Source organism: Paenibacillus sp. sg306046 (assembly GCF_059821225.1).
Genome location: NZ_JCAMRT010000003.1, coordinates 1 through 19106 on the forward strand (window position 1 = coordinate 1; position 19106 = coordinate 19106).

The following is a 19106-nucleotide window of genomic DNA, read 5'->3' on the forward strand; positions in this document are numbered from 1 at the left end:
GTTCGATAGATTCTATCTAGAGTATACCATACAGGAAAATATAGTAACGTTATTTTAGGTTCTTTGTACTAGCAGATCATCGTACAGAAGAAGCACTCGATCCGAATCTCTCCGCGCCAGTCGCTGCTGGCTGTGGGCGCGGTCCAGCGCGTTAACACCAGCTCTTTCGTCATTCACTCATCCATGTGAAATCAAACGATTTAACGACTGTACAGATAAATCTTTGTGGAAAGGGCTCAATACGGTATAGATATCGTTTTGCCCAAGTCCTTGAAAATTATTTTTAACGAAGTTTGCAAGCGTTCCCGACGGTCCTAAATCAATAAAACGCTTCTTCTCCCCGGGCGGCAGCGATTTCAAGGCGCTGCGAAAGCGAATCGGTTCCCTGACGACATGCCAAAAATAGTCCGGCTCGAAATCGCTGACGTCTCCTCCCGTCAGACCCGAAATAATGGGGATCTCGTGATTTTTGAACAAAATGTTGTCTATGTAACGTTTGTAGGGCGAAGCTGCTGCATCGATCCACCTGGAATGGAAGCCGTAGTGAACCGGCAGGTTTTGGTATGGAATTCTTCTTTCCTTTAGATAAGCTTCCAGCTCCGAAAGCCCCCCCGCTTCCCCCGATACGACGAAATGAGATTCGTAATTAAGCAAGGCGTATTCGATCATAAATATGGATGGGTGCGTGAACGCCAGGCGATCGAAGGTTTTACCGATCTGATTTTTATCTGCGTAAAGCTCATTAATGACCGATTTGCCGGAAATATGGTAATAGCATTCATCCAGATGACGCATCCAATGGCGGAACACCGGTTGATGATGATATAATTCCCTGCCCATCTGATAGTATTGCGATCCTTGACCGGAAAACAAAAAGATGTTCGTTTTTTCCATCTGCTTATCACCTCTGGTTTAACGAAAATGCAACGCGTTTTTCTGCTTCGCCCTCATTCGAAAAGCAACAAAATGAGGCATGGAATTGTCTCTCCTATTTGTTCTGGAAAAATAAGAAACTCCCGGTTAGGACAGTTCGGATATCTGAACCGTCTTAACCGGGAGTACGCCATCTCGTGCTTAATCCATCACAGTTACCTTATTCCCGTGCAGCTTTTTGGCTTTGTTTTTAAAGGTTTGGAGAAATCTGCCGGTCATCCCTTTTCCGGCATACAGTTTTTCACAAAATTCGTAAATCGTCTCGGAGGCCTGAGGCTCGGATAGCAGCACCATATGATTGGAGACATCAATATCAATCATGTGCAGGTTAGGGAATTGCCGCTCCCACTCCTCCCAATAGTTAGCGCGATCCAAAGCGGACGAATCCTCTATTGTGGAGAAATAGGGCTCCAGCTCCCCAAAAATCAATCCTCGTTTATTACGGAAATAGTAGCAGGTCACCGCATCGGCGTCGGGAAGCGGCATGACCGAAAACCGGTCAAACTGATAAGCATGCTGGATCTTGATGTTGGCCTCGATCATGGAAACGATCTGTTCCTCGGTCTTTGTGAGCCCACGGCTGTTTCCAAGCTCAATTAGCTGTTTGAGCAGCAACTCTTCTCCTACGTTCAAATCGAGTTCATCCCGATGAATGAGGGTTTGCACGAATTTCTCCGGTTCTTGAAAATGCTTGGACGCCAGTGCCAGATTCACGGCCTGCAACACCGCTGACTGTCTGGAGATAGCGCCTTGCTGAAACTCGATGCCATAAGGCGAATCCAGCATCACAACGGTCCTGACGGTTTTCCCCAGCTCCTGTAATTGACGTATGACCTCATAGGCCAGAACGCCGCCCAAGGAATATCCCCCCAGATCGTAAGGCCCTTCGGGTTGGACCGTTTGAATAATATGCGCATAGTAAGCGGCCATCGCACCAACCCCTTGCAATGGAGACCGATCCGTCAGCCAACCTCTGGCCTGGATGCCGTAGAACGGCCTGCGGCTTTTTTGGGCAAGCGTTTGATACATTTCCACTCCGCCAAGCCCTCCGTGAAACCAGAAGACCGGCGCTCCTTCGATGCCTTTATGAAGAAGAATGAGCTCGGGAAATTGCGTCCAACCAGCTGAGGTCGTAAGGCTCGTCGGCTGCGTCAGTTGTAACAGTTGCTCCTTGTCATGCGGGAATACCTTGTCCATAATGTCCTGCAGTGTCCTGCATTCCAGCAGTCCGGCCAGATCGAAATCCGGATTAATTCGATTTTGCAATTGCTGAAGCAGCTGCATAAGCAAAATAGAGTCAAGCCCGTATTGGTTCAGCGGCGTATCCGGATGTATGTCATCCGGCGCCATCCCCAATATGCGGGATACGATATCCGTAACACGACTGTTTACAGAAGCAGACGCGGTTTCAGCAAGGCTGACACGCTCTTCTTTAATTGAGCGCCCGGGCTGTTCGGCAATTGCTTCAGTCACAGGCTTAGGTCCGGGCCAGCATCGTCTGCTCTCAAATGGATAGGTGGGCAAGGAAAGTGTACGGGCTTCTTCCCCCTGATGGAGAAGCTCCCACGGAATTTTGCCCCCCTTCGTCCAATACAAGGCCAGCTCCTCAAGATTCGGTTCCGCCAGAAGCGCTTCTACCTGACCTTCCCCGGTCCTGCTTTCCCCATTGCTTTTTGTATCCCCCACAAACATAGAAATCGAGGGACTCGTTCCCATATCCTTTTCAAAAGCCGGGTCCTCGCTTAGAGCGTTGAGGAATTGCCGGAAGCCATGGATCAGCTCCTCCCTGCTGCCCGCCGCAAACGCCAGCCGCGATTCCATCGGTTCCCTTCCAACCTGCAGCGTATACGCGAAATCCGCCAAAGAAAGCTCCGGCTCATTTTCCGCGAATGCAAGCATCTGCCGGACAGAAGCCTCCAAGCGATCCGGATTTTTCGCCGAAAGCACCACCAGCTGAGGTTTGGCGGACGACGCTGCCGGAACGCTTTCCTGGGCAGGGACATATTCTTCGAGTACGACATGAGCATTCACACCGCCAATGCCATAGCTGTTAATGCTTGCCCGGCGCGGGAGCACCTTGCCCCCGGTATCGGTTAATGAGTCCCAATCGTGATGCTCGGAGGTCATGCGCAGCGAGCTTCCCTCTAATGAAATATGCTCATTCGGAGCTGTAAATCCCGGAATCCCCGGAATAAGCTTATGCCTTATTGCCTGAACGGATTTAATCAACGCCCCCATGCCCGAAGCGACTTCCCCGTGACCAATGCCCGGCTTCAAGCTGCCGATATAACATGACCGCTCCGGTTGTATTTCAGACGGGAAGTACGAGGCGATCTCCTGATAACCCGATTTCAGGGCATTAATTTCAATACCGTCTGCGATCGGAGAAGCAATCCCATGCGCCTCGATGTAGGACACGGTTCGCGGATCGATTCCCGCGCTCTTGAAAGCCTGATTCATGGCCGCTTTCATTCCTCCGGCATTGGGAGAAGTCAAGGACATGCCCGAGCCGCCGTGGGAAACTCCGGTCCCTCTAATCACCGCATAAATCCGATTGTTATCTGCTATAGCTTTTGACAAGGGCTTGATCAGGACTGCACCGACGCCTTCGCTCCGCACGAATCCGTCTGCTCCGGCCTGAAACGATTTCGCCTTTCCTTCGGGACTCAAATAGCCCATAGCATCGAAACCGGTGAACCCGACAGGAGCTAGCAGCAGATTAACGGCGCCTACAAGCGCTTGTTCGCATTCCCGGTCGCGAATTGAGCGGACCGCCCGGTGCAGTGCCACGAGTGTGGAAGAGCAAGCCGTTTCATAGTATTCACTCGGCCCCTGCAGGTTCAGCGTATACGAAATCCGGTTCGGAATCAGGGATGGGACTACCCCGGTCATTGCCTGCGGATCTCCCAGTGAATTGGACACCGTGTTCATATAATCCCCTGGACCGGCAGCGACGAAGACGCCTGTAGGGCGCCTGGTTAAAGATCTAGGAGCAATGCCTCCATCCTCAATCGCTTTCCAAACCTGCATCATTAACAGCCGCTGCTGCGGGTCCATGATTTCCGCTTCTCTCGGAGAAATACCGAAAAACAGCGGATCAAATGCGTCGACGCCATCAATGAAGCCTCCCCATTTAACGCCGGTTTTCATTTGTCCCTCCGCAAGGCCGCCAACGTTTTCTCTCCAGTCCCAGCGCTCCTTCGGAATTTCTTCGATGCAAGATTTTCCAGCCACAATGTTGCTCCAGAACTCATTCACGTTACTAGCCATTGGGAATAAACCGCTCATTCCTACGATCGCAATAGGTTCGGCCGCCGCCGCTTGTGCAGACTGCATGGGCGGAGCTTCTTCGATAGCCGGTCGGGTACGCCGCTTCTTAAAATGGACTAACTCTTCCCTTACTTCCATGTTTACCTCTTCAGTTGGTTGAGGCTGTTGCACTGCAGCAATCATCGGCTCGGCTATCGCATGCGTTTCTACAATAAAAGAAGCCTGATGCTCTTCCAGCAAATAACCGGCAACATCGTTCAGCGTTGTATGTTCAAAGAATAAGGTAGGCGTCAAATCAAGCTTGTACTCATCATTGAGCATGTTGGCAAACTGTGTCAGCGATATGGAATCGAATCCGTAATCGCTTAATTCCGAATGAATGTCAATATCCGCCAACTTGACCTTGAGCAGCTTGGAAACGGCCTGCATTAAGGCCGACCGGATTTTGTCCAGCAGAACCTCGGGATCAGCCTCGCGAGTGACATGGGAAGCGGCTTCGGATACTTTAGACGGTTTAGTTAAAGAGAGCGCTGACGGAAGCATTCTGGCCTTGATGCGCGACAGTATGCCTGCCATGACAACGACCTGAGCTTTCCCCGAAGCAAAGCCACGGTACAATGCCTGGATGCCGGCTGAAGTTGGCATCGGAACGGTCCCCAAGCTGCGCAGCATGATGTTCTCCACTTCCGCATCGACGCGCATCCCCCCCTCCTTCCAGAGCGGCCAATTGACGGCGAGCATACGCCCATGCCTCATCTTCCCAACGGCCAGTACATTGCGATACGCAGCATAAGCATCCATGAAAGCGTTGGCGACGGAATAATCCGTCTGGCCCGGATTCCCCGTCACCCCGGCCACAGAAGAGAAGGCGATCAGGAAATCCAGCGGCATAGCTTTGCTGGCTTCGTCCAGGTTCACCAGTCCGGCTACCTTGGATGCCATCACTTCCCGCAGCTCATCCACTGTTTTCTTGACGATCAGATTATCGCGAATGATCCCTGCCCCGTGAATGATTCCATGTAGGGCTCCGTACTCTTCGCGAACGCGCTCAAGCAGACTCGAAACCTGTGTTTTGCTCGTGACATCCGTTTGACTGTACGCCACCCTGGCTCCAATTGCCCGCAGCTTATCCAACTCGGCTTCCTTATCCTTGGCAAGCGGAGAGCGTCCGGTGAGGATCAATGTCGGTTGCTTCACCTTCTCCGCAATTTCTTTTGCAAAGAGGATACCGAGCCCGCCTGCCCCGCCTGTGATCAGATAGACCCCGTTATCCTTCCATGGAAGAGCCGCTTCTTGAGGCATAATCAGCTCATCCCAACCCGCGACCCAACGTTTGCCGTCCCGGTATCGAATGTGCGGATTCGACGGATACCGGCTGCATTCCATCAACTTGACCGCAATATCGCCGGCATTCGCTTCGATTTCAATGATTTGACCGACCAGCCTGGCGTTCTCCGACTGAGCTGCCTTCAGCAGACCAGCGAGTCCGGCAAAAAGCTGGTGCTCTTGATCAGAGGGAATAACAACCTGTACAAGGACTTTATCCTTCGGCTTATCTCCGAGAACACTCTTGATTTCTTCGAATACCCGGGCCGAGTAGGTCATGAAGCGTTCCGCAATGTCCTCCTGCCGAGAATCCAGTTCAACAAAGCGAGCTTCGCCAATTTGGTTATCCAACTGCGCCCTCATAGCCGGATCGGTTTCGCAAAGGAACACAAGATGCTTGACATACGCTAGAGATGCGGCAGCCGGTTCTATGGCATGTTCCTTCCAGACGGGTTCCAGCATCAGCACTCCGGGAGACTCCGCCGCTCCGGATGACGAACCGGCTTCCCCGTCAAGAATGCGGGTTGAAAATCCTTTCATCCGCACATGGACGGTACCGTAATCGTCGCATAGGTCGATGTCGAGCTTCTGAACCTTGCTGCCGGCCTTATTGCCTTCACTATACCGAATGAGCGCCCACATATCGGTAGAGCAGCTGTCGAGCACTTCAAGCTCCTCCAATGCGAAAGGCAGCCCGGGCTTCAAAGCCTGGGAAGCATGCGGATCTGTGCTCATCATGAAGGCAATCGTCGCCTGCAAGGCCGAATCCATCAGAGTCGGGTGAAGGCTAAACAACTCTTTGGTCCCCAAAGCACTGGAAGGAATCGCCAGCTTCGCCAGCACCCGGTCCGTTCCGACGTACACGTTCTCAATACCTTGATGCGCCGGGCCGTAATCAATGCCCATGGCCTTATAGGTGTTATAGATCCGGTCGGGCGCAATGACACCTTGATTGCATTCAGCCATCAGCCCTTTGACATCCAATTGCGGCAATGGTTCCAAGACGCATCGTACAGCGCTTCCCTGGCTATGCAGCACAGGCTCCGCGTCCAACTCCGCTGCATCGGTGTAAATTTGATAGCCGATCTCACCGTTGTTTTCGGGGATAAGATCAACATGCACCTGAACCGGTTGTTCGCTTATTGTAATAGGCCGGGCCCAAACGACGTTCCTGATCCGTACAGCTGTCCGGCCATTCTCCAAAGCGGCTCCGGCCTGCTCTACAGCTGCCCGTGCCATTTCCAAATAAGCCACGCCAGGCAACACCGGCTGCCCTTTCACAACGTGGTCCGCAAGGAAAAACTCACGTCCCGTAAAGACCGAGCTGAAGCGCACACCAGTAAGATCGGACGTATTCCGGTGAAGCAACGGATGAATCGCAGATGACTTCATAATTTCTTCGCTTACGCCGGCTTCGGCCGAAGCTTCGATCTCGGGCACCCAGTATGGTTCCCCGGCAAAAGGATAAGCAGGCAAGCTTATGCGTCCGGGTCCATCATCGCCATAGAAGGCGTTCCAGTCCACTTGCAGTCCTTTCACCCATAGCTGGAGAAGCTTGGCATGCTTTCCTCGCTGAATCCATTTGGAAACCGCTTCCTGTATTTCCTCATCCGCATCGAACATTGACATCGTTTCCTTATTGCGCTTGACCCCTCCGCGAAACAGATCGCGGACAGGAGACCTGCCGTCCATAAAATCGGTCAGCTTATCCTCAAGCTCCTTGATCGAGCCGACGATGACTGCGAGGCGTTCTTCCATCGCTTCGCGCCCGACCTGAAGCGTAAACGCGACATTAGCCAGCTCGGCATCGGACAATGCTCGTTCCCGGATCGCGGACAATAACCGCGCTGCCTGCTCCCGAAGCCTGTCTTCATTTTTGGCCGATAAGACGATCATTTGCGGGCCCGTAGCAATTTGTGGAAGTGAAGCTTTCCGCTGCTCCGGGACGTATTCCTCGATAACCAGATGGGCGTTGGCCCCTCCCGCGCCAAAGGAAGAAACTCCCGCTCGCCTCGGAACCTCTTGGCCGCCCACCTCGGGCCGCTTCCAATATTCTGCTTTATCCTGCACGACAAAGGGGGTCCGGCCGAAATCAATGTTGGGGTTCAAGCCATTCCCGTGCATCACATTTTTCACTAAAGTCTGATGCTTGAATTGCAATAGCACCTTGGTCAGCTGAGCGATTCCGGCTGCCGCTTCCGCATGGCCGATATTCGATTTCACGGAGGAAATCGAGCAGTATCCCGTTTCTTCCGTATATTTGCCATATACATCCGTCAACCCTTTGATCTCGATAGGATCACCGAGCGACGTCCCGGTCCCGTGTGCTTCTATACAGCTGACGGTTCTCGGATGAATCCCGCTCTGCTGCAGCGCCGTTTCAATAGCGAGAGATTGGGAGACCGGACTCGGGACGGTATAACCGTTCGTTCTGCCTGCATGGCTGACGGCAGTTCCTTTAATAACCCCGTATATAAAATCGCTATCCTTGATCGCTTCCGGCAAAGGCTTGAGGAGCACGGCCCCGACCGCCTCTGCCGGAACATACCCCGTCCCCCCTTCCGAGAATGCCCGGCAACGTCCGTCCGAGGCGCTGAATTGGCCTTGGGCCAACGTAATATATTTGCTTGGATGCAAAGAGAGATTAACCCCGCCCGCAATAGCCATGGAGGATTGCCCGTTCCGAATACTTTCGCAGGCCAGGTGAACCGCATAAAGCGACGATGAACAAGCCGTATCGACCGTTAGGCTAGGGCCGGTAAAGTTCATCACATAAGAAACCCGGTTGGCGATGGAAAACATTTGGCTTGGCGCCATATACGCAGCCTGCTTGGCGCGTCCGGCTGCTTCTGACATAAACAGCTGATAGTTATTGAAGGTAGCGCCTGCAAATACGCCGATTCGATTCCCGTATCCGTCACGTTTCAGCGACTCCCTCGTGTATCCGGCATCCTCCATGCAGCTCCAGGCGATCTCCAGAAACAATCGTTCCTGCGGGTCCATATACATGGCCTCAAGCGGCGAAATGTTGAAAAAGAGCGGATCGAAATACTCGATGCGGTCCAGAAAGCCGCCCCATTTGCTGTAGGAGAGCCCTTGCATCACGGCTTTTGTCCGATCCGGCTCGAAGAAGCCTTGCAGCGGCCAACGATTTGGCGGAATTTCTTCGATGCAGTCTCTTCCATCCACCAAGTTACGCCAGAATTGGTCCAAGTTATCCGCCTTCGGATACTTACCGGCGACCCCGATAATTGCAATATCCGTATGTGTGCGGATGTCACGAGCAGATGGAGCCGCATTTTTGGCAGCAATTCTCGCTGAACGGGCAGAACCTGAAGTAGCCGTAGCGCCGGGCATCGACGCTTCCTTCAAGCTCCGCACAGCTGCTTTTGGCGCCGTTCTCACCGTCTGTAAGGATATCGTGTCTTTGTAAGCCTCGGCCAAATAAGCGGCCATCGCCTTGACGTTGTTGTACGTGTAAAACAGCGTCGCGTCCAGGCTGCCTACCCATTGTTCGATTTTCTTGTTAAGAGAAACGATCATGAAGGAATCCAGCCCCAGCTCTTCAAAGGATGCGTTATCCTCCAGCCTGTGGCCCGGAATTCCGGCAACCTCTTCCAGCAGCTTTTTGAGCCGCTCTGCTGCAGCGTCCGCCAGCGCTTTCGAATCGAAGTCTCCGGAAGGTTCGTTTTTAACTGCAAGCGGCTGCTCGTTCTCTGCCGGGTACCGCTCGATCTCCTCCATCCATAGGCATTCCTGCTCGTCGTATTGTTCTTCGCCTGCTTTCACCCAGTAAAGCTCCCTCGCGAAAGGGTAGGTAGGCAGCTTCGCCTTGCAAGGTCTGATCTCGCCGAACAGCAGGTTCCAATCCATGTCATATCCCTGACAGTAAAGGTCCGCCAGAGCGCAAATCGTTTCCTGATACGGGTCCTTAACAGCCAGCACAGTCCGGCTCTTCGCAACAAGCTCGCGGGCATACTGCCGGATCGCCCCTTGGCCGCTGAAGTCTCGTGCGACTCTGCCCTCAAACAAGTAAGGCAGCTTCTCCCCACTGCCTATTCGCTTTAATGCTTGTAGAGTGTCTTCACGATCCTGAACGACAATGGCGCAGCGATGGTTGAAATGCTGCCGCCCTGTTAGCAGCGTATAGCTGATGTTCAGCAGTTCCTCTTCGCTGAGCGCCTTACCTTGGAGCAGCTCCGCCAAATCCCGGACCTTCTCTGCCAGCGCCTCCCCGGTTTTGGCCGACAAGGCAAGCAGATAGTAAGGAGGACGCTCTGCGTTCGCACCGCTCTCCTGTCTCCGGTAGCTCTCAAGCACCATATGGGCATTCGTTCCGCTCATTCCGAAAGCATTTACGGCGCCGATCCGCGGTTTCCCTTCTTCGGCAATCCAGGGCTTCCCTTCCTTATTGACATAGAATGGACTGTCCGTCCACAGGATATATCCGTTTTCCTGCTCGCAGTTAAGGCTGGCGGGAATAAATTCATGACGCATGGCGAGCACCAGATTGATGAGGCTGACCAGGCCGGAAGCGGCAAAGCTGTGTCCAAAATTCGTCTTGGAGGAGGTGAGCGCGCAAAAGCGCTCTTTGCTTGTAAACGCTTTAAACGCATCGTTCAAAGCATTAACCTCTACAGGATCTCCCAGCTTCGTGCCCGTCCCGTGGGTCACAATATACGCGATTTCTTCGGGATTGATTTGATACTGATTGTATACTTCTTTGTAAAGATTGGCTTGAGCGACGCCGCTTGGGGCCGTAATCCCGTTCGTTTTGCCGTCGTAATTGACGCCGCTGCCGCGGATGACCGCATAGATCGGGTCTCCGTCCGCTTCCGCTTGCGACAGCCGTTTGAGCACGACGACGGCGACCGCTTCACCGGGAACCGTGCCGCTGGCCCGATTGTCGAACGCATAGCAATTGCCGTCCTCAGACAAAATGCCCGCCTGGCTTATCCCGGCAAAGGCATCGGGTGTAAGCATCAGATTGACTCCGGCAGCGATGGCCGTGTCGCTTTCTCCGCTGCGCAGGCTCATACACGCCTGGTGGACAGCAACCAAGCCGGATGAGCAGGCGGTATTGATCGCCATATTAGGGCCCGACAAGTTCAGGAAATAGGACAACCGCGCCGCCAGAATCGCGCTATGATTGGAGGTTATGCTGCCTTTGTCTTTCACCAGCAGGTGATAATCGCCATCCTCCACGCCTACGAACATGCCGATTTTGCCTGTTTTCAGCTGATCCGGCCCGTACCCGGCATCCTCCAACGCCTTCCATGCCTCTTGAAGCAGAAGCCGTTGCCTTGGGTCCATTGTTTCCGCTTCCTTAGGTGAAATTTCGAAGAACATCGGGTCAAATTCGCCAGCTCCGGGAACCGTACCGCACCATCTGCAGTTGACTGTTCCGGACTCCTCATCCCCGTCCCGATCATAACGCCGCCAATTAAACCGCTCTTCGGGCACTTCGCTGACCGCGCTTTTCCCTTCGGCAAGAATCGCCCACATCTCGTCCAGATTTCTGGCTTCCGGAAAGCGGCCGCTCATCCCTATGACTGCAATCGGCTCGTGAACGAGGGCTCGATTTTCCTTGTGGGCCGACTTGCTTTCCCTGAATGCCCGCCATTGTGTTGTCGGGATTGTCGGGTTCGCAGAAGGAACGGAAACGCTTGGAGTAGCCGTCTGTTTTGCCGAGCTTTCCCGATAAAATTCCTTTACCATTTCCCTTTGTTCATCAGCAAAGTAACGAATCAGCTTGGCGATCGTAGAATGTCCAAAGAACAACGAAGGCGTAACAGCGATCCCGTAGTGCCCGGCCAACAAGGCAGCGAACTCTGCCAGACGGATCGAATCGAAGCCGAAATCGGCCAGATTTTCCTCGATATCCAGCTTATCATGGGGAATTTTCAGCATCGTGCTAACCAACGCTTTAAAGTCCCATTCCAGACACTGCTCCAGGTTCAAGCCCTTCAGCTCGACACGCCAGCCCTTGCCCGCAGCAACATTCGAAGCGTTCGCGTCAACTGGCGCAGCCGTATCCAGGGAAGGGCTAAGATTGGCCAATCCAAGGAAGCGGTGCGCACGGCTGCGCTGTCCCGCCAGCACCAGATGCTGTACAGAACCGCAAGAGAGCATTCGTTCGAAGATGTCCAAGCCCTCTTCGGCTTCAAGCAGACGCTGGCCGCTTGATTTCAGGTACATCTTCATATTCTCATGATCGCTAAAGCCCATGCCGCCATCTTTCCAGAGCGGCCAGTTAATAACCAACGATCGTCCGTTCAAATTCCGCTCGGTCCGGTAAGACGCATAGGCCATTTCGAAACGGTTGCCGACCGCATAATCGCAAGCCCCGAAATCTCCTAATATGGCTGAAGAAGAGGAGAAGTAACAGATAAAGTCCAGCGGATCTGCTTGCGTTTGCTCATCCAGCGCCAATGTTCCTGCGATTTTAGGGGCCAGTACGTTTTGAAAATCGTCGATTTCCTTATCCAGAATCGTGAGGCTCCCCGATACTCCGGCTGCGTGAATAATCCCATGAATAGGTCCGAAACGATCTCTAGCCGTTTCCAATCCTTCCTTCATCTGCTGCTCATCGCAAATATCCGCTTGCACGTATAAAACCTGGCTGCCCAAGCCGTTCAGTCGATTGATCCGGAACTGCTTGTCCTCATCTATCGGCGATCTCCCCGTAAGGATTAGGTTGGAAGCATATTTTCCGGCCAAATATTCGGCAAACAGCAGCCCCAGGCCTCCGCAGCCGCCTGTTATCAGGTACGTCCCCCCTTGCCTGAGCAAGCTGTCGCCCGGCTCGACTGCGACCGGCTTGACCCGGCAAACATGCCGCTTTCCTCCAACGTACAGCACGCTTTGCCCATGGCTTACGAAGAGCTCTGCCCCTAGCATCTGCATCGCATCCTTCACGGCCGCTTCCCGCTTCCGTTCCGGAGCTCCGTCTCCGCGCTCAAGTATCGCTACGGTCACCCGCATGTTCGGCAGCACCAGGCTCAGCGAACGTTCAAAACCAATCCACGAATCCAGATGGCAGCGTTCCAGCGGGTTCTCATACAGACCGGCAAGCAGTAAACGCTCAGGCTTCATACCTGTGGCGGCCATTGCCTTTAGCAGCCGTACAATCGCGGAATAGTCCTGGACGTACTTGGCCTCTTCGACAGCCCATGCATACAGTACGGCATCGACCTTTCGATAATCTTCCTTAATACTGCCCATCGCCTGCTCATACGAAGCTTGATCCGCATCCGAAATGCAGTACTCCTGCGGGGCGTTTTTGGCATAGCCTGTGCCGCTTGAAATGAAAATGATCTCCGTGTTTGCTCCAAAAGCCTGCACAGCTTCCAAAGCGGCCAGCTTGCTGTCCATATGGGAGAGAAAGCAAACTACAGTCTTCACTTCTCCGACGGAACTTTCGTCCAACGCCTGCTCATCCCATACCTCTTTAAATGTCATCAGCTCGTACGGCTCATCCGTTGTACGGGTACGGTCATCTGGCGTTCTCTTGTCGATTGAAGCTGCCGAAGCCTTCGCCTGCTGTTTCCCGTTTCTGATCCGCAAGCCTGCTCTCCCCGACACAGTACGTCCTGATGATGCTTTTTTCTCCAATATCCAATAATGTTCTCTTGCAAATGGATACGTCGGCAATGAGATGAGGCGCGGCATCAAACCTTCATATAAATCGTTTCCGTCAATCTCATAGCCTTGGCAGTAAAGAGCCGCTGCCGCATAGAGGGTTTCACGGTATTTGATCGAGTCGCTCCGTAACGATTGAGCCTGGCTCAGAAGCTCCTTAACATAGTGCTGGAGCAAGCTTTGTTTAGTGAAATCCCGGGGCACCTTCTCCGCGAACAGGTTCGGCAGGCTTTCCTTGGCGCTGATTGCTCCGCTTAAAGCGTATATCGCATCCGCCCGGTCTCTTGCTACGATGGCGATTCGGTGGTTGAAATGCTGCCGGCCCTCCAGCAGCGTATAGCTGACATGCAGCAGCTCCTCATCCCGCGAGTTTTGCAGCATGGACGCCAAGTCCCTCCGTTTATCTTCCAGCGCCTCTTTCGTTTTGGCCGAGATCGCCAGCAGGAAATATGGAGGTCTGCCCGAAGGAGCTTCTTCCGATTGCGCTCCGGAGTAGCTCTGCAGCACCATATGTACGTTCGTACCGCTCATGCCGAATGCGCTTACGGCGCCTAGCCGGCCCTTCTCTGCACGGCTTGGCCATGGCCTGTTCGTCGTATTAACGTAGAAAGGACTGTCCTTCCATTGGATATGCTCGTTTGCCTGCTCGAAATTCAAGCTTCCTGGAATCGTTTCATGGCGGAAAGCCTGCACAAGGTTAATCAAGCTAACCAAGCCTGAAGAAGCGAAGGTATGGCCGAAATTCGTTTTATTCGACGTAATCGCACAATAGCCCAGCTTCTCCGTATAGCCCTTGAATGCGTCATGCAGCGCGTGTATCTCAACTGGATCTCCCAGCTTGGTCCCCGTACCGTGCGTAACGATATAGTCGATGTCGCCCGGATCAACCTTATATTGATCGTAAATCGATTTCAGCAGCTCCGTTTGTGCGGTTCCGCTGGGAGCGGTAATGCCGTTTGTTTTTCCATCGTAATTCATGCCGCTTCCGTGAATAACCGCGAGGATCGGATCTCCGTCCGCCTCGGCTGAAAACAAAGGCTTGAGCACGACGACGGCAACGGCTTCCCCGGGAACCAATCCGTTAGCCCGCTGATCAAAGGTAAAGCATTGACCGTCTCTGGATAGCATGCCGGCCTGGCTCATTCCGATATACGGCTCGGGCGTAAGCATCAAATTGACCCCGGCCGCAATTGCGGTATCGCACTCGCCGATCCGCAGACTAAGGCATGCCTGATGCACAGCCACTAGCCCCGAGGAGCAAGCTGTATCCATCGCCATCACAGGACCGCTCAGATTCAGAAAATAGGACAGCCTTGCCGCCAAAATTGCGTTGTGATTGGATGTAATACCGCCTTCTCCCTTGGTCAGAAGCTGGTAGTCTCCTTGTTCCGCACCGACAAACATGCCGATTTTCCTATCCTGAAGCTTCCTCGCTCCGTATCCCGCATGCTCCAATGCCTTCCAAGCCTCTTGAAGCAGCAGCCGCTGCCTTGGGTCCATCGTTTCCGCTTCCTTAGGCGAAATTTCGAAGAAAAGCGGGTCAAATTCAGCTGCGCCCGGGATACAACCGCACCATTTAGAGTCGGTTTTGTCAGGCGTTTTACCGTTCTCACTGTAATAGGTCCGCCAATCAAAACGATCGGCGGGAATTTCTTTGACCGCACTGCGGCCTTCTGTAAGGATCGCCCACATCTCCTCGATATTTCTGGCATCGGGGAATCGTCCGCTCATGCCGATGATGGCAATAGGTTCGGGAACATCTTGCGGCACGTTTCTTGCCTTAGTTTTCATCACTCGGGACTCACGGCTCACGGACGGTGCGCGGACCGGAGCCTGCACAGTCTCTTCAAAGTAAAACTCCGAAACGGCATTCCGATGCTCTTTCATTAAATAGCGTGTTACCTGTTCAATCGTCGAATGTCCGAAGAAGATGGCCGGCGAAATTTCGATTCCATAATGTTTGGTAAGATGGGCTGCCAAATTGGCCAGACCGACCGAATCAAAGCCGAAATCCGCAAGATTTATTTCGATATTTAGACGATCCAGAGGAATTTGCAGCAGGCTGCCGATTGCCTCCTTCAAGTCCCATTCCAAACATTGCTCCAAGGAGAGGCCCTTCATTTCCGGTCTTCGTCCCTTTCCCGCAGACCTTCTCTTGGCGTATACCGCCAAATCGGTATCCTCTGCGATCCTGTTCCTTTCCGGACGGAGCTTATCGGGTGTTCTGTCTTTCTCTGCGATAAAGTAGCGTTCCTTGGCAAACGGATAAGTCGGCAGACTGATACGCCGGGGTTTATTCTCCTTATAAAGCCGATTCCAGTCAAAGCCTAACCCTTGTACCCAAAGCTCCAGTATATTCCCGTACTCGCCACGCTCCATCCATCGGTCAACCGCGTTTTTCACGTCCGACTCCCATGCCGCTGCGGCTTCTTTATTTGGTCTGGCCTGTCCTCTGTACAGACCTGCTGTGTACAGACCTGCTGTATCGTCCCGAATTTCCACGAAACTCTCCAGCTTGGCTTGCAGCTCAGTCATCGAGCCCGCAACGAAAACGAGCCGTTCCTCCATCGCCTCGCGCCCGACCTGGAGCGTGTAAGCGATGTCAGCCAGACTGCTTTCCGGCCATTCCTCCGTGCGGATTGCCTCCAGCAGCTGCTCCGCCTGCTTCTTCAGCCCGGCTTCGTTTCGAGCCGACAGCGGAATGATCGCCGGATTTTCATGCGTAATGACACAACGAGGCTGGCTGACTTCTGCAGGCCTATACTCCTCCAGCAGCACGTGCGCGTTGGAGCCCCCCGCTCCAAAGGATGAAACGCCTGCGATTCTCGGATGTTCCCAGCTCTTGCCGTTTAGCTGGAGGAGCGGCCTTTTCCATTCCTCCAGCTTTTGTTGAACGACAAAAGGCGTTTTGGGGAACTGAATATTCGGATTCGGTACCTTGGCGTGCAGGCTGGGCACAAGCATCCGGTGCTTCATTTGCAGGACGATCTTCGTTATCCCGGCAATGCCTGCCGCCGCCTCCAAATGGCCGATATTGGATTTGGCGGAACCGATCGTACAAAATCCGGTCTCATCCGTATCTTTGGCAAAGGCCTGGGTCAGTCCGGTAATTTCAATGGGATCGCCCAGATCGGTCCCTGTTCCGTGAGCTTCCATATAAGTGACCGCCCTGGCATTAATACCGGCCTTGTCCAGAGCGGCTCGAACGAGCTCTCCTTGCGCTGCCGGATTCGGCACCATGTAACCGTTGGTTTTCCCGCCGTGATTAATGCTTGTGCTTCTGATCACCGCATAGATAGGGTCCTCATCCGCAATGGCGCGGGCTAGAGACTTCAGCACAACAACGCCGACCCCCTCGCCGGGTACAAAGCCATTGGCCCCTTCTCCGAAGCTTTTGCACCTTCCGTCCTTCGAAAGCATCTTCTGTGCGCTCAGAAAGTAATAGTTCGACGGGTGCAGATACAGATTCACCCCGCCAGCGATCGCCATTTCGCATTCGCCCAAATAAAGATGCTCGCAGGCCTCGTGAATCGCAGTCAAAGAGGAGGAGCACATCGTATCTACCGGCATGCTGGGTCCGTTCAAATTCAGGAAATACGATACCCGGTTCGCCACAGAGCTGAACGATGTGTAGGGATGACCGGACTCCCCTTGCTCCCGCAGCTGCGGGCCGTACAGATCGTAGCCGGTCTTCGTAATCCCGGCAAACACGCCTACACGGCGGCGATGCCTTACCGCAAGCAGCTCGCGTGTATATCCCGCATCTTCCAGCGCCTCCCAGCAGGACTGAATGAACAATCGCTCCTGAGGGTCCATCGACATGGCTTCGCGGGGAGATATGTTAAAAAATAACGGGTCGAAGTCTGCGAACGATTCCAGAAAGCCTCCCCATTTGCTGTAGCTCATGCCCTGCGCCACAGCCTCCTGAGGATCCGAGTCATAGAAGCCGTCTAAAGACCAGCGTTCCTCGGGAATTTCAGTAATACAATCTTTGCCGGATTTTAAATTCTCCCAGTACGCCTTCAGGTTATTCGCTTGAGGATATTGTCCACTCATACCGATGATGGCAATCGGCTCTCGGACGTTGCGGCCCTGCTCCGCTTCAGGTTCAGGCTCTGACTCTGGCATCTTGGAAATAAAGCTGGAGGGCCGCTTCTTCCGCTCTTTTAACGAAACCAGTACAGGGAAATCCGCCTGGTGCGCCGGTTGATGTGCCGAAACCGGAGAGCCATCGGCGGCTGGACCCGGAATCTCCCCCGCTTGCTCGCCGAGTCCGGTCCATGCGACGCACTTCTCCGGCAGCTCCGCAATGAGATATTCAATCAATTCCCCCAACGTCTGATACTCGTAAAATAACGTTTTGGAAAGCTCACCGAAAATAGGCTCCAGCCTTCGGTTTAACTCGTTTATTATAATCGAGTCGATGCCGTAGCTTTCGAGGGGTTCTCTCAGATCAAGTTTGGAGGCATTCATGCTTGTTATCTCGCCGAATAGCTGCTTGAACCGATGACCGGTCCGCTCTTGAAGCAATGCCGGTTCTACTGCCTGCGTGCTCTTCACCACATTGCGGCTCTTCGGCTTTTCGGCTGCATCCGAAAGCAGTTTTTTCCTTATGTCTGGTACGTTCCCCGAGACGACAAGCACCTGATCGCGGCCGGAGGCCAGTCCCTGGTAAAATGCCTGAATGCCGGAACCTGTCTCCATCGCAGTCATCCCCCAGCTTCGCTGCATCAGGCGTTCCGTCTCCTGGTCCACCTGCATGCCGCCTTCTTTCCAAAGTGACCAGCCGACAGATAACGTCTGTCCCCGGCGCCGTCCATCTGCGGCAAGCGTATTGCGATGCTTCGCATATGCATCCATAAAAGCGTTGGCTGCGGCGTAATCGGCCTGTCCCGGATTTCCAAGGCTGCCTGCGGCTGAAGAGAAGCAAACGAAGAAGTCAAGCGGAAGCGCTTGACTGGCAAGATCAAGATTGACCAGCCCCGAAACTTTCGGGGCCAGTACCTCTTGCAGTTCCTCCTCGGCTTTTCTCAGCAAGAAGCCGTCACGGATCACACCCGCGCTGTGGATAATCCCATGCAGACCGCCAAACTCCTGCTTGATGCCTTGGATCAGCTTTTCTACCTGGTCCCTGCGGGCCACATCCGTTTGCCTGTAAGCAATCTCCGCGTCAAGTTCTCGTAATCTGTCAAGCTCCATCTCCTTCTGCTTGCTTAATGGGGAACGGCCGGTAACAATAAGAATCGGCTGACGGACCCGACTTGCGATTTCTTTGGCAAAAATAAGTCCCAAGCCTCCTGTACCGCCGGTAATCAAATAAATTCCCCGGTCCTTCCACGGCACAACAGCCTCTTCCCGCATGGAGGAGGCTTCCGTAACATCCTTCCACCCTGCGGCCCATCTTTGTCCCTCTTGATACCGGATTTTGCCTGCCGTCATGCTCCGGCTGTCCGCAACGAGTCTGACTGCCAGCTCTTCGACCGTCACAACCGGCTCCACTTCAATCCATTGCCCCCGTATACGGGGGTTTTCCCAATGGGCCGTCTGAAGGATCGCATAAAGACCTACGAATAACCGCTGCTCCTCCTGATTAGAAGCCACAAGCTGGATCAGCACGCCGCCCCGCGGTTTCTCTTCAAGCACTCTTTTGACCACCGCCACGATCTGCACAGCAAGAGCTTGATACCTTGCATCAAGCTCATTGAATGTATCCTGCAGCGCTATAAGCTCTGCTCCTTTCATCAGATTTCGCATGCTTTCCCTGTCCAGCTGATCCAGACCACAAAGCAGGACAAGATGCCGCACATGATCGGGTGTCCCCGCAGCTGTCTCTGCCCGTTCTTCTTCCCAATCAGGCGCTAATAGCAAGGTTCCGTTAGGCGCCGCAATTTCATTCGTATTGAAATCTGATAGAAAGTCCGGTATCCTCATCCTTT

Annotated in this window: 2 protein-coding genes; both read right to left on the minus strand. The window is 53.6% G+C overall.

What is annotated here, in order from left to right:
- Window positions 1–177: 177 nt before the first annotated feature.
- Window positions 178–894: an acyltransferase domain-containing protein gene (locus AC6ROY_RS03750; protein WP_500098663.1), complete on the minus strand. Its 717-nt coding sequence runs from the start codon at window positions 892–894 to the stop codon at window positions 178–180.
- A gap of 180 nt (window positions 895–1074) precedes the next feature.
- On the minus strand, window positions 1075–19101 hold the full coding sequence (locus AC6ROY_RS03755) for an SDR family NAD(P)-dependent oxidoreductase (RefSeq protein WP_500098664.1): 18027 nt from the start codon (window positions 19099–19101) through the stop codon (window positions 1075–1077).
- Window positions 19102–19106: the final 5 nt, after the last annotated feature.

Coding starts and splice junctions, on each gene's coding strand:
- AC6ROY_RS03750 (WP_500098663.1), bottom strand. CDS start 894: ATGGAAAAAACGAACATCTTTTTGTTTTCCGGTCAAGGATCGCAATAC.
- AC6ROY_RS03755 (WP_500098664.1), bottom strand. CDS start 19,101: ATGAGGATACCGGACTTTCTATCAGATTTCAATACGAATGAAATTGCG.